Here is a 14,195-nt window from a genome sequence, read left to right as displayed (position 1 = left end):
CTCAGATCCAGGCTCATACGGCAGCCCACGCCGGCTCTCGACACCTACGCTGCCACATTCCGAACAGATAAGGCTCTGGCGCGGCATCCATGCCGCTCAAGGTCCCGCGACGGTGGGCGGGCAAGGACCAGTGAAGTTGGTCGGTGCGCATGGCTTTCGATCAAACAGCCAGCAAAATTTCTGGTGCGGTGAGTTCTTTTTCAATAAAGCCGCCAGCCAACTATCTGGTGCGGTGAGGGCACCGCGCCCTCGACGCTGCGAGTTTGCTGCAGGGCCCTTGCCCGCCCACCATCGCAGGACACGCTGCAAGTACGTCCTTGTAGCTCTGGGGCGGCATCCATGCCGCTCAAGGTCCCGCGACGGTGAGCGGGCAGGACCAGTGGAGATGGTCGGCGTGCAAAGTTTTCAACACGCAGCGAGTAGTGGTCTGGCGCGGCGCCTCTGTTCTTCAATAAACCACCAGCCAACTGTCTGGTGCGGTGTCCTCGCCGATTGCGGGATCGTTGGCGGCATGGGTGCCGCCACCGAGCCCCCATGGACGGGTTAACGGCGTGTCCCGCGAGCGGTGAGGGCACCGCGCACTCGATACACCAGGCTTTCGACCTGAGGCATCTGACGACATAGGAGGCGCCGCTACGACTTGAGATTTCCGTTGCCGCGCAGGTGGGAACAGTCAGGTGCAAAGCGAGTTTCAACGCTTGCATCAACCAAGATTGAGAAGCGCACCTACCCGCATCAGGCGCGCAGGAACACCCGGGTGGGTGGCCGCACCCTTGGCGTTTGTTAAGCTCCGGCCTTTGTGTCCAGAACAAGGCCGACCAGATGACTGCATCCCCAGCCGCGCGCCGCCCGGGCCTGCCCCTGCATTGGAAGATGGGGATCGGCTTCGCCGTCGGCCTGTTGTTGGGTCTTGCGGTCTATTACCTGGCCGGCAGCGACGCCGAGTGGGTGCGTTTGGTGACCAAGTACGTCACCACGCCGTTCTCGCAGGTGTTTCTCAATCTGATCTTCATGCTGATCGTGCCGCTGCTGTTTTCGGCGCTGGTCATGGGCATTTCCGAGATGGGCGACATCCGTGCCCTTGGACGGGTGGGCTGGCGCACCCTGGGCTATACCGTGGTGCTGTCCGGCGTCGCGGTGTTGCTGGGCCTGGTGCTGGTCAACGTGCTCAAGCCCGGCGCCGGCGTGGACCCGCAGCTGGCCAACCAGCTGATCCAGGAAAACGCCGACCGCACCCGCGAAATCATCTCCAGCTCCGGCACCCAGCCGCAGGGCATGGACATGCTGCTGTCGATCGTGCCCAACAACGTGATTGCCGCCGCGTCGAGCAATGGTGCGATCCTGTCGCTGATGTTCTTCGCGGTGATGTTCGGTGTGGGCATGGTGCTGACCGCCGACGAAAAGGTCGCCACGCTCAAGCGCGGCATCGAGGGGATCTTCGAAATTTCGATGACCTTGATCGGGCTGGTGATCCGCCTGGCGCCGTATGCGGTGGCCTGCTTCATGTTCAACCTGGCGGCGTTGTTCGGCTTCGATCTGTTGATCCGCCTAGGCGCCTACGTGGGCGTGGTGGTGCTGGCGCTGGGCCTGCACATGGTGGTGAGCTACGGGCTGGCGGTGAAGTTTGCCGGGCGCTCGCCGCTGGGCTTCTTCAAGCAGACCCAGGCGGCCACGATGATGGCGTTCTCCACCGCGTCGAGTAACGCCACCCTGCCGACTGCGCTGCGCGTGGCCGACGAGATGGGCCTGCCGCCGCGCGTATCGCGCTTCGTGTTGACCGTGGGTGCCACGGCCAACCAGAACGGCACCGCGCTGTTCGAAGGCGTGACGGTGATCTTCCTGGCGCAGTTCTTCAACGTGGACCTGAGCCTGGGCCAGCAGTTCATGGTGATGCTGGTGTGCATCCTGGGCGGCATCGGCACCGCAGGCGTGCCGTCGGGCTCGCTGCCGGTGGTGGCGCTGATCTGCGCAATGGTCGGGGTCAACCCGGTCGGCATCGGCATGATCCTGGGCGTCAATCACTTCCTGGACATGTGCCGCACGGCATTGAATGTGACCGGGGATCTGGCGCTGACGACGTTGGTGGCCAAGGGCGAGGAATAGGGAATCGGGAATCGTTAAAGCGGGCTGTTGCGAGGGTAAGGAGTGATGCGTGGTTTTGCCGCGTCGCCGGAGCGGCCCGGCCCGGTGCGGAGGGGAGTCCATCGACCAACCCGCAACGCTGCATCCGATTCCCCATTCCCGACTCCCGATTCCCATAACGCCGTGTATGGGAGAATAGGTGTCTCCGCTTCCAGCGGTGTTCCCCTCCGCTTCCATAGACGCCCATGACCCAGCCCACCCGCCGCCAGCTGGCCAACGCCATCCGTTTTCTTGCCGCAGACGCGGTCGAAGCCGCCAAGTCCGGTCACCCCGGCATGCCGATGGGCATGGCCGATATCGCCGAAGTGCTGTGGAACGATTATTTCCGGCACAACCCGAACAACCCGCAGTGGTTCAACCGTGACCGTTTCGTGCTGTCCAACGGGCATGGCTCGATGCTGCAGTACGCGCTGCTGCACCTGTCCGGTTACGACCTGCCGATCGAGCAGCTCAAGCAGTTCCGTCAGTTGCACAGCAAGACCGCCGGCCACCCCGAGCGCAGCGAAACCCCCGGCGTGGAGACCACCACCGGTCCGCTTGGGCAGGGCTTTGCCAATGCGGTCGGGTTTGCGCTGGCCGAGAAGTTGCTGGCGCAGCGCTACAACCGCCCGGAACTGGAGATCGTCGATCACCGTACCTGGGTGTTCATGGGCGATGGCTGCCTGATGGAAGGCATTTCGCACGAAGCCGCCTCGCTGGCTGGCACCTGGGGCCTGGGCAAGCTGGTCGCGTTCTGGGACAACAACCAGATCTCCATCGACGGCAACACTGCCGGCTGGTTCAGCGACAACACCCCGGCACGCTTCGAGGCTTATGGCTGGCACGTCATCCGTGACGTGGACGGGCATGACGCCGACAAGATCAAGGCCGCCATCGAGGCCGCGCTGGAAAACAGCGACAAGCCCACGCTGATCTGCTGCTGCACCAAGATCGGTTTCGGTGCGCCCAGCAAGGCCGGCAAGGAATCCTCGCACGGCGCGCCGCTGGGCAAGGAAGAACTGGAAGGCGCCCGCAAGGCGCTCGACTGGCCATACGGCCCGTTCGAAATTCCTGAAGAAATCTATGCCGGCTGGCGCGCCGGCGGCACCGGCACCCTGCGTCAGGCCGAATGGGAGCAGCTGTTCGACAAGTACAGCAAGCAGTACGCCAGCGAAGCCGACGAGCTGACCCGTCGCTCGCACGGCGAACTGCCGGACGACTTCATCGCCAAGGCCGATGCCTACATCGCCAAGGCGCAGGAAGACGGCCAGACCATCGCCTCACGCAAGGCCTCGCAGCTGGCGATCGAAGCGTTTGCGCCGCTGCTGCCGGAGTTGATCGGCGGCTCGGCCGATCTGGCGCATTCCAACCTGACTCTGTGGAAGGCCAGCAAGTCGGTCGCCACCGACGACCCGGACGCCAACTACGTGTATTACGGCGTGCGCGAGTTCGGCATGACCGCCATTGCCAATGGCCTGGCGCTGCATGGCGGCTTCATTCCGTTCGACGCCACCTTCCTGGTGTTCAGCGATTACGCGCGCAACGGCGTGCGTATGAGTGCATTGAACCCGGCACATGCCATCCACGTGTACACGCACGACTCGATCGGCCTGGGCGAAGACGGCCCGACCCACCAGCCGGTGGAACACCTGGCCTCGCTGCGTTACATCCCCAACAACGATGTGTGGCGCCCGGGCGATGCGGTGGAGTCGGCGGTGAGCTGGAAGGCCGCCATCACCCGCAAGGACGGCCCGAGCTGCCTGATCTTCAGCCGCCAGAACCTGCAGCACCAGCCGCGCAGCGCCGAGCAGATCAAGCTGATCGAACGCGGTGGCTACGTGCTGGCCGATGCCGAAGGCGGCACGCCGGACGTGATCCTGATCGGTACCGGGTCGGAAGTGGGTCTTGCGGTGGAAGCCAAGAAGACCCTGGATGCCGCGGGTCTGAAGACGCGCGTGGTGTCGATGCCGTCCACCGATGTGTTCGACCGCCAGGATGCGGCGTACCGCGAATCCGTGCTGCCGAAGGCAGTGCGCAAGCGCGTGGCGGTGGAAGCCGGTGTGACCGGTTTCTGGCGCAAGTACGTGGGCCTGGACGGCGATGTGATCGGGATCGATACCTTCGGTGCCTCGGCGCCGGCCGATCAGTTGTATGCGTACTTCAAGATCACTGCCGAGCACGTGGTGAACGCGGCGAAGGCGCTGTAAATCCGCGCAGTGTGGCATTGAAAAACGCCGGCGTTTGCCGGCGTTTTTTGTTGATTACCTCAGCGCGTCGCGTGTCCTGTGCGGGCATTGCCATGGGCCGATGACACCGAGCGTGTGCATGCAGGAGCGCTTGAATACATGCCGCGTGTGCGCGCGCGCGCGCGGGGCAGGGAGGTGTCGGTGCGGGCGCACGTGGGCTTGCCAGGAACGCTGAAGCGCCAACTACGGCTACGTCGCAGTCAGGCAGGTGCAGGCGACACTTCCCCAGCACGGTACAGCGTGCATGGAGTACACCCGGTCACTGGCCGCGCATGCCCGAGCTGCCGGCGCACTAGCCGCCAGCAAACATAGATCGAAGATCCGGGCATCGACAGGCTGGTGCCGCCAGTCGCGGACCCGGGTGAAATCTCCCCTCGGCAAACGGGACGCAGGGAGCTTGCTGTCGCGGTCGCCTCTGCGCCGGAGACGTCGGCACGGGTGGACCTGATGGGTCCGGTCGCGGTGCCAGACGGCGTCCTCACAGGGGTAAACCTTGGCCCGGCAAAGGCCTGCGCGGCCCGAAATCCTGCTGAAGCGTTCGCTTCGACGCGCAGCCGCGCCAGGAGATGCGCACTGCCTGTTTAAAATGTGAATCATTCCCATTAAAATGCGGCGCTGCCACGATTCCGTGGCGTGTCCTTCCCCCTTGTCTGCCGCCGCACATCCTGCGGCGGGCCGCCCTCGATTGTCTGCGCCGGAGCTGTGATGAACCGTCCTACCGTAATGCGTCTTCTTCCCATCGCGCGGCGCCCGCGCGCGCTGTCGCATGCGGTGTTCGCTGCGCTGTGCACACTGGCCGCCGGCCAGGCACTTGCCGAAACGCCGGCCGGCGAAGCCGAGGTCACCACCCTGGACCGGCTCAACGTGCAGGGTGAGCAGGCCAAGGGCTACACCGTGGAAAAGACCACCGCCGGTACGCGCATGAACCTGGCGCTGCGCGAGATTCCGCAGTCGGTCACCGTGATCACGCGCGACCGCATGGACGACCAGAACCTGCAGAGCATCACCGACGTGCTCAACAACGTCACCGGCATCTCAGTGGCGCAGAGCGACAGCGAGCGGCTGGAGTTCTTCGCGCGCGGTTTCTACATCGACAACTACCAGTTCGACGGCATCCCGGCCTACATGGAGCAGGCCTGGAGCTACGGCGATTCGGCACTGGACGTGGCGCTGTACGACCGTGTGGAAGTGGTGCGCGGCGCCACCGGCCTGCTCACCGGTTCGGGCAATCCGTCGGCGTCGATCAACCTGGTGCGCAAGCATGCGGTGAGCCGCGACTTCACCGGCACCGTGTCGGTGGGCGGCGGCGACTTCAACAAGACCCGCAGCGTGGCCGATGTCACCGTGCCGCTGAGCCCCGAAGGCACCGTGCGCGCGCGCGTGGTAGGCGTGTATCAGGACGGCGAGTCCGACATGGACCGCTACAACCTGCGCAAGAAGATCGGTTCGGCCATCATCGATGCCGACCTCACCGACAGCACCTTGCTGAGCGTGGGCTACGAATACCAGAAGAAGGAATCGGACGATGTCACCTGGGGCGGCTTCCCGCTGTTCTACAGCGATGGCACGCGCACCAACTACGACCGCTCGTTTAACCCGGCCGCCGATTGGACGTTCTGGGACACGCGCCTGCAGCGCACCTTCGCCAGCCTGCAGCAGAGCTTCGACAGCGGCTGGACCCTCAAGGCCAACGTGAGCCACGAGAAGACCGAAGCGGCCAACCACCTGTTCTACCCGTTCTATACGATCTTCGGCTTCGACCGCGCCACCGGCGGCGGTGTGGTGCCGTATTCGGGCAACTACCTGACCGAGCGCAAGGCCGATGGCGCCGATGTGTACGCGGAAGGCCCGTTCCAGCTGTTTGGCCGTGAGCATCACCTGGTGGCCGGCGCCAGCTACAACCGCCGCGAGTACGTCAACAACGGCACCTTCGATTTCCCGGCGCCGCTGGACAGCTACTTCGGTTGGACCGGAGCCTATCCGGAGCCCAACTGGAGCCCGCGCTCGGTGCAGAGCGACGGCACCATCACGCAGAAGGCCGCTTACGTGGCCGCACGTTTCTCGCTGGCCGACCCGCTGACGCTGCTGGTGGGCGCGCGCTATACCGACTGGCAGATCGATGGCCGCAACGTCGATGCGGTGCAGGGGCTTGTACCGTTCTCCGACACGCAGACCGAAGTCACCCCGTACGCCGGGCTGGTGTACGACATCGACGATGTGTGGTCGACCTACGTCAGCTACACCGAAATCTTCAACCCGCAGACGCTGCGCGATGCCAATGGCGGCTACCTGGACCCGTTGAGCGGCAAGGGCTACGAAGCCGGCGTCAAGGCCGCATGGTTCGACGATCAGCTCAATGCTTCGTTGGCCCTGTTCCGCATCGAGCAGGACAACCTGGGCGTGGCCACCGGTGGTTTCGTGCCGGGCAGCAGCGAGTCCGCATTCGTGGCTGCCAGCGGCGTGGTCAGCGAAGGCTTCGACTTCGAGCTCTCCGGTCGCCTGACCCAGGGTTGGAACGCCACCTTCGGCGCCTCGCACTACACCGCGCGCGACGACAGCGGCACCTCGATCAACACCCACCTGCCGCGCACCACCATCAAGCTGTTCAGCAGCTACACCCCGCAGGGTGCGTGGAGCGATCTCACCGTCGGTGGTGGCGTCAACTGGCAGAACCGTGCGTACTACGTGGACCCGGTCTACGGCACCTTCCAGCAGAGCGCCTATGCCTTGGTGAGCGCATTCGCACGCTACCGTCTGTCGCCGCAGTTTTCCGTGCAACTCAACGTCGACAACCTGCTCGACAAGCGTTACTACGCGCAGTTCAACGGCGGCTATGGCGCATGGGGTGCATCGCGCAACGGCATGCTGACCTTCAACTACACGTTCTGATCCACGGCCACGCCGGGCGCCCTGCTGCCCGGTCTTGTCGCGCAAAAACACAGGCAGCCGGAACGGTGCCTGTGTTTTTTATGTCCGTCCACGCAGTGACGGGAATGGCGGGTCTGCCGTGGAGCGAAGCGTTTTGTCAGTGGCAGCCCTTGGCTGTCGCGCTGGAACGGCGTGGTGCGGCCGGGAACGCGCACGACCCGGTTGGCATGACCGCGGTGCGGCGTCTGCAGCGCGCCATGCCTGCAGCCCCCAACGACACTGCGCCGCATCGCTGCGGTGACCATCGCTCAACGCACCACCGGTTCCAGTTGCGGTGCCAGCACCTGCGCCACCCATTCCATGAAGGCGCTGACGCGCTGCGGCAGATGGCGGCGCTGCGCATACAACAACGTCACCGGCATTGGTTCGGCGGGGTGGTCGGCAAGCACGACACGCAGCGCGCCGCTGTCCAGATACGGGCGCAACGGGCTGGCCGGCGCCTGGATGATGCCCAGCCCTGCGAGCGCGGCGGCAAGATAGGCATCACCGTTGTTCACCGTCACCGGGCCCTGCATCGGCAGCAGCTGATAGCGCTGCCCGTCGTGATATTCGAAGCCGGGCGAGCGCTGCCCCAGCGTTGGCACGTAATGCACCAGGTCGTGCTGGGCGAGATCGTCCAGGCAGCTTGGCGTGCCGCGGCGGGCAAGATAGTCGGCGCTGGCGCAGCTGACGATGCGGACCGCACCCAGCGGGCGCGCGACCAGGCTGGTGTCTTCAAGCGTGCCCACGCGCAGCACGCAATCGAAGCCTTCGCGCACCACATCGACGCGACGGTCGGTGCTGCTGATCTCGACGTCCAGCTGCGGATGCCGGGCCAGAAACGACGGCAGCGCCGGGATCACGAAGTTGCGGGCGATGCCGGACGACATATCCACCCGCAGGCGACCGCGCAGCTGGCCGCGTTCGTGCTGAAACATGCCGTGCAACTCCTCCATGTCGTCGAGAAGGTCGCGGGCGCGTTGCGAGAACGCGGTGCCATCGCCGGTGAGCTGCACGCGTCGCGTGGTGCGATGCAGGAGCTGGGTACCGAGCGAAGCTTCCAGCCGTTGCACGGCGGTCGAGACGCTGGCCTTGGGCAGGCCCAGGGTGTCGGCGGCACGGGTGAAACTGCCCAGCTCGGCAACGCGCAGGAAGGCGCGCAACGACTCCATGGTGTCCATCGATTGGTCGGCGATCTTGAACGGTGAAGTCAGATTGAGCTGATTTATGCAGCACGGCAAGCGCACTAGCCTGGGCGCGTTCGTAACGCATTGCGCGGTTGCCTTATCTGATCGTCGCCACGCCACCTATCACCGTCATCACCAGGAGTTTGCCCATGTCGACCACCACCACACCCATCACCGTGATCACCGGCGGCAGCCGCGGGCTGGGGCGCAATGCCGCGCTTGCGCTCGCTGCCGATGGCAACGACATCGTGCTGACCTACCGCAGCCAGGCCGACGAAGCCACAGCGGTGGTGGCGCAGATTCAAGCGTTGGGCCGGCGCGCGCACGCGTTGCAGCTGGATGTCGCCAAGGCCGATGACTTTGCCGGATTCGCCGCGCAGCTGAAGGCGGTGCTGGCCGGGTGGGGGTGCACCCAGTTCGATGCGCTGGTCAACAACGCGGGCACCGGCCTGCATGCCGCCATCGCCGACACCACGCCGGCGCAGTTCGACGCGCTGGTCGACACCCATCTCAAGGGGCCGTACTTCCTGACCCAGGCGTTGTTGCCACTGATCGCCGACGGTGGGCGCATCCTCAACGTTTCCAGCGGGCTGGCGCGTTTCGCGCTGCCGGGTTCCTCCGCCTACGCGATGATGAAGGGCGGGGTGGAAGTGTTTACCCGCTATCTCGCCAAGGAGCTGGGTGCACGCGGCATCCGTGCCAACACGTTGGCGCCGGGAGCGATCGAGACCGATTTCAACGGCGGCACGGTGCGCGACAACGCGCAGGTCAATGCGATGGTGGCTTCGGTCACCGCATTGGGCCGGACGGGCCTGCCGGACGATATCGGGCCGGTGGTGGCGGCCTTGCTGGCACCGGGCACGGGCTGGATCAACGCGCAGCGCATCGAGGTCTCCGGCGGGATGCTGATCTGAGGCGTCTGCGCAATGCGGCGATGTCGTTGGTCAAAACGCCATCGCCGCGTGCGGCAGGTCCAGCTGCAATGACGCTGCACTCCGGTACGAGGGCGCAGCGTCAGGGGAATCACTGCAGTGGCTGGTCGCCATGCAGGATGGGATAGGGATTGAGCACATCGCCTTTCCACCACTGCTTTTCCGGGCCCAGGCGGTGGATTTCGAAATGCAGATGCGGCGCGGCCGGATTTGCGTTGCCGGTGCTGCCTACATAGCCGATGACCTGGCCACGCTGGATGGATTGCGTCTCTGCCAGCCCATCGGCATAGCGTTCCAGGTGGGCGTAGTAATAGCAGTACGTGCCACCCGGCGCGAACTGATACACGGTCAGACCACCACGTTCGCTGTTGAACAGCTTTTCCACTGTCCCGTCGGCGACCGCAAGTACAGGTGTGCCGCTCGGCGCCAGGATATCGATGGCGTCATGCACCCGGCCTTCGCTGCGCGCATCGGTGAAGGTGTCCTGCAACTGGTCGCGGCCAATGCCTTGCACCGGAATCAGCAGGCCGGAGCCCGCCGCCGACGCATCGGCTGTCGGGGCTGAGGCGGCAGGCGCCGGGGCAGCGCTCACGGGCTCTGCCGCGGCCGCGACAGTGGGTGCGGGTGCGGGCGCAGCTTTCGACACGGCCGCAGTTGCCGTGGACGGCGCTGCAACGGCCGGTGCAGCGCTCGCTGGCGACGGCACCTGCGCCTCTGGCGCGCTGCGCTCCAGCCACCAATAGCCGCCTGCGCCGATCGCCACGCCCGCGATCAAGATCATCAGCAGTTTCATGCTTACTCCTGCATCACCACCGGCAGGGACGGACCGACCACACTGGCCAGATTGACCACATCCCAGTTGGTCAGGCGCACGCAACCATGCGATTCGGTCTTGCCCACATGGCCCGGTTCCGGCGTGCCGTGCAGGCCGTAGTGCGGCTTGGACAGATCGATCCACACGCGCCCGACCGGGTTGTTCGGGCCTGCCGGCAACGTGGCCTTCTTATCGTCTTTCTTCGCGTCCCAGAACAACTTGGGGTTGTACTTGAACACCGGGTCGCGCGCGACGCCCAGCACCTTCCAGCGGCCGATCGGCAGCGGATCGTGCTTGCTGCCGGAAGACACCGGGAACTGTGCATACACCTTGCCGTCGGCATCGAACAGGCGCAGCGTCGATTCGGACTTGTCCACCACCAGCTTGGCCGGCTTGGCCAGGGGCGCGACGCCGTCGATGTTCGGCACCTGGATGACGCTGCCGGCCTTGCCCAGATCCACGCCGGGGTTGAGCTGGCGCAGCAGTTCCGGCGCGGCATGGAAACGTTCGCCCAGCGCCTCGTCCACCGATGCGTAGCCCAGCGCAGACAACGTGGCCTGCTCGGCCGGGCCTTTGGGAATCGGCTGGAAGGGGCCGGCAACGTCGGCGTCGGTCAGCGTGTACTGCACCAGCGCCGGCGTGCTGTCGGCCTGCAGCGCCTGCCAGGTGGCGTCATCCAGCTCGCCGGTCACCTTGATCTTGTGTGCAGCCTGAAAGCCGGACACCGCCCGCTTCTGGTTGGAGCCACGTTCGCCATCGATCTGGCCCGGCGAAAAATGCGCGCGGTCCAGCAGCACCTGCGCATGCAGATCCGATCGCGGCCCGGTGTCCACCGGCTTGGCGGGGGGCGCCGCTGCCGGCGCCGGCGCAGCGGCCGCGGCAGGTTGCGGTACCTGCGCCAGCGCAGACAGCGACGCGCTCAGCGCCAGGGCAAGCAAGCAGACACGAGCGAAGGAGCGTGATGGCATGTGCAGATCCAGGGGAGACATGCGCGCACCTTGCCGCAGCCGCCTGCGTCTTCTGCGTGAAATGGCTGCACCGGAACTGAGCAGTTGGGCAGGCGGTTTGGCTTCGACACGGCATGGCTGGCGGGAATGGGGAATCGGGAATCGGGAATCGTGAGAGCGGGGGATTGCGCCGGCGGATGCGTTGCAGGGAATCAGGCACGGTGGCGTATGGCCACCTGTGCTGTTCAAGAGCTACTGCTGCTTGGTATTGCGGCGCGCGCGTCAATGCGCGCGCCGCAATACCGCTCAGTAGGTGTAGCCCAGCGTCAGCATGTAGACGCGCCCGGTCTGCACATAGGCACCGTCGGCGCCGGGATCGTAGGCCATGTAGCGCCTGGACTTGCCCTGGGTCTCGTAGAAGGTGGCGGCGTTGAGCAGGTTCTTGGCCGACACGCCCACATCCACATGGTGCGGCAGGTGATAGGTGGCATTGAAGTCCAGCGACTTCACCGGCTGCAGGTAGTAGTTGAGCCGGTCGGTGGTCAGACCCAGCAATTGCAGGCCGGTGTAGTTGTAGCTCAGGTCGGTGCGCAGGTGCGTGTCGTCGTAGAACAGGTCCAGGTTGTAAAGGCGCTCGGGCGCACGTGGGAGCCAGGTCTTTTCCGGCTGATCGCTGCGTCTGCTGTCTGCCTGGCTATGTTGCAGCGTGAGGTTGGCGGTGACGCCCAGGTTGCCCAAGATTCCCGGCAACTGCTGCAGCCGTTTGCTCGCTGCCAACTCAAGGCCGTAGAGCGTTGCGGTGCCGCCGTTCTGCGGCATGGTCACCGGCACGCCGTTTTCGAAGGTGGTACCGGTCGGCACCAGGCCGCCCAGCGTGTTGTCGTTGCTGGTGGCCGATTGCGAGGTATAGATGAAGCCGGAGATGCGCTTGTAGTAGGTGGAGGCGCTGAGCACACCGCCGCTGTGGTCGTAGAACTCGGCAGACAGATCGGCATTGTCGGCCTTGCTTGGCTGCAGATCCGGATTGGGCTTGGAGATGCCGACCACCTGTTGCGTGTCGTCGATGGAATACACGGTTTGCCCGGAAATCAGGCCGAATGCCGGGCGGCTGAAACTGCGCCGGAACGAGGCGCGATACACGGTGAGATCGTCTGGACGATAGTTGATGCTCACACCCGGCAGCCATTGCCCATAGGTGCTGCCGGTCCCGACAAAGCGGCCGGTGACGCCATCGCCGCTGGACTGCCACGCATCGGCCGAGTAGCGGGTCAGTTCGTAACGCACGCCGGGCAGGATGCTCACCGAACCAAGATGCAAGGCGGCCATCGCATAACCGGCGTAGATCGCCTCGGTGCTGGAGGTGGTGTTGGCGTTGTAGTCGTTGGCGGTGTAGCGGCCGGCGCCGTTCGGATCGTCGATGTATTTGTACGGCACGGCCTGGGCGCGCATCCAGCGGCGATCCAGCAGCTTGAACGGGCCGGCATAGTGGCCGTCGAATGCGTTGTAGGTCAGCCGCCCGGGGATCGCGCTCAGTGGCGGGCCGCCGGCGGTGGGAAATGCGTAATTGGACCCGCCGAAATAGGGACCGTTGGTGACGAAGTTGCCGTCCTTGTGGAAGAACGGATGATCGTACGCCTCCCGTGCCGAATGATCGGCCGACAGGCCCAGCTTGACGCTGTCCAGCACCGGGCCGTCGGTGCGATAGGTGATGTCGGTGTGCGCATTGGCGCGATTATCGTGGCTGCCGGCATCGTGGCCCTGCACCTTCCACAGCAATGACGAATCCAGGTCGTAGAAGAATTCCGTCAAGGCCGGCGTGCTCGGGCCAATGCTCGGGTAGGTGGGGTCGCTGAGGTCGAAGGCGAAGCTGCCGGGGGTAAAGCCATACAGGCTGGCCGATACATAGTCCGGCCGATTGCGGGTGCCGCGACCGAACGAGCTGCCGTAGTCCAGGCGCAGACGATCCAGGGTGGTCTGTCCGCCCAGCTGCAGCGTCGCCAGGGTCTCGTCGATGTCGTGGGTGTTGAAGTAGCCGCCGCGCACGGCGGTGGGCTGGGTGCGAATGGTCTCCAGGCGCGCGCTGGACTGATCCTGCTGGCCGGTGACGCCGTAGCTGCCATAGATGGCACGCGCATACAGCGCGCTGGTGTCGCCTTGCCAGTCCAGCGAGAGGCTGCCGCCGTAACGCTCGATCTGGCTGGTATAGAGGCTGTATTTGTAGCGGGTGCTGATCAACGGGCCGACGTTGCGCAGGTCGGTGGCGTCGGCAAGCGCCGGGTCGGCCGGAACGTATTTGCTGTTGGGCGCCGGGGCCTGCGCCATGTTGTTGTTCCTGCCGTAATACGCCGAGGCATACAGCCCGAACGCGTGCCCGTCGCCGAACATCCAGGCCAGCTCCTGTTGCACGGTGCCGCCGCCATCGGAACCGCCCAGATGCGAGGCCAATGCATTGAGCTGGCCGCGCGCGGTGGTCCTGGCATAGAGATCCTGCGCGAAATCGAAGGCATTCGGCGTGCGCATGTCGATGGCGCCGCCGATGGAATCGCCCGGCATATCGGGCGTGGGCGATTTGGACACCTGTACCGACTGGATGCCGAACGGTGCGAGCATGTTCAACGAGATCGCGCGCGTGGACGAGTCGGTTTCCGGCATGGCGAAGCCATTGAGCGTGTACGCGTTATAGCTGGCGTCCATGCCGCGGATGCTGACGTAGGCATTTTCGCCGGTGGTGGCCTGGCCCAGATGCATGTCGCTGTAGGCCGACAGGCCCGGCATGTGCGAGACCACATCGGCGATGCCCCCGGAAGGAATCGCGTCGATCTGCTGCTTGCTCATCACGCTGTTGACGCTGTTGGACAGGCGCTGCTCATTCAGCGATCCCGGCGCCGCGGCGTGGGTGGCTTGCACGTTGACCGAATCCAACGTGGTGGTCAGCTCTGCAGCGTGTGCAAACGCTGGTGCGGAAAGCACCACGGCAATGGCACAGCTCAGGCGATGGAAGGGACGGAAAGACTGCATGCTGAGGGCTCGCGGAAGTGGGA

8 protein-coding genes are annotated in these 14,195 nt (G+C 65.1%); 4 read left to right on the top strand and 4 right to left on the bottom strand.

Annotation, left to right across the window (positions count from 1 at the left end):
• Window positions 1–822 precede the first annotated feature (822 nt).
• From ABQZ09_RS05560 to fhuE, 3 genes are all read left to right on the top strand, one after another.
• On the top strand, window positions 823–2,103 hold the full coding sequence (locus tag ABQZ09_RS05560; RefSeq protein ID WP_081419363.1) for a dicarboxylate/amino acid:cation symporter: 1,281 nt from the start codon (window positions 823–825) through the stop codon (window positions 2,101–2,103).
• Between the two features lie 224 nt (window positions 2,104–2,327).
• A complete protein-coding gene (gene tkt / locus ABQZ09_RS05555; RefSeq protein ID WP_349776334.1) occupies window positions 2,328–4,328 on the top strand; it encodes a transketolase in 2,001 nt (666 codons plus the stop codon).
• Window positions 4,329–5,072: 744 nt separating this feature from the next.
• The gene (gene fhuE, locus ABQZ09_RS05550) at window positions 5,073–7,256 is read left to right on the top strand and encodes a ferric-rhodotorulic acid/ferric-coprogen receptor FhuE (protein ID WP_349776333.1); all 2,184 of its coding nucleotides are present in this window, start codon (window positions 5,073–5,075) and stop codon (window positions 7,254–7,256) included.
• A 287-nt stretch (window positions 7,257–7,543) separates the two neighbouring features.
• Here fhuE and ABQZ09_RS05545 read toward each other — a convergent pair whose 3' ends face one another.
• A complete protein-coding gene (locus tag ABQZ09_RS05545) occupies window positions 7,544–8,521 on the bottom strand; it encodes a LysR family transcriptional regulator (protein WP_349776332.1) in 978 nt (325 codons plus the stop codon).
• 89 nt (window positions 8,522–8,610) lie between these two features.
• Here ABQZ09_RS05545 and ABQZ09_RS05540 point away from each other — a divergent pair, with 89 nt between their 5' ends.
• On the top strand, window positions 8,611–9,375 hold the full coding sequence (locus ABQZ09_RS05540; protein WP_349776331.1) for an SDR family NAD(P)-dependent oxidoreductase: 765 nt from the start codon (window positions 8,611–8,613) through the stop codon (window positions 9,373–9,375).
• 109 nt (window positions 9,376–9,484) lie between these two features.
• On the opposite strand, the gene ABQZ09_RS05535 is transcribed toward ABQZ09_RS05540, so the two are convergent.
• The 3 genes from ABQZ09_RS05535 to ABQZ09_RS05525 form a co-directional block, all read right to left on the bottom strand.
• Window positions 9,485–10,186 (bottom strand): M23 family metallopeptidase, encoded by a 702-nt coding sequence (locus ABQZ09_RS05535; protein WP_349776330.1) that lies wholly within the window; start codon window positions 10,184–10,186, stop codon window positions 9,485–9,487.
• A 2-nt stretch (window positions 10,187–10,188) separates the two neighbouring features.
• A complete protein-coding gene (locus tag ABQZ09_RS05530) occupies window positions 10,189–11,118 on the bottom strand; it encodes a L,D-transpeptidase family protein (RefSeq protein ID WP_349776352.1) in 930 nt (309 codons plus the stop codon).
• A 342-nt stretch (window positions 11,119–11,460) separates the two neighbouring features.
• Complete coding sequence (locus ABQZ09_RS05525; RefSeq protein WP_349776329.1) at window positions 11,461–14,172, bottom strand: TonB-dependent receptor; 2,712 nt, start codon at window positions 14,170–14,172, stop codon at window positions 11,461–11,463.
• Between the last annotated feature and the right edge of the window lie 23 nt (window positions 14,173–14,195).

The organism is Xanthomonas sp. WHRI 6106 (assembly GCF_040202405.1).
Lineage (GTDB): Bacteria > Pseudomonadota > Gammaproteobacteria > Xanthomonadales > Xanthomonadaceae > Xanthomonas > Xanthomonas cannabis.
This window is presented reverse-complemented; position numbering and strand designations above follow the sequence as displayed.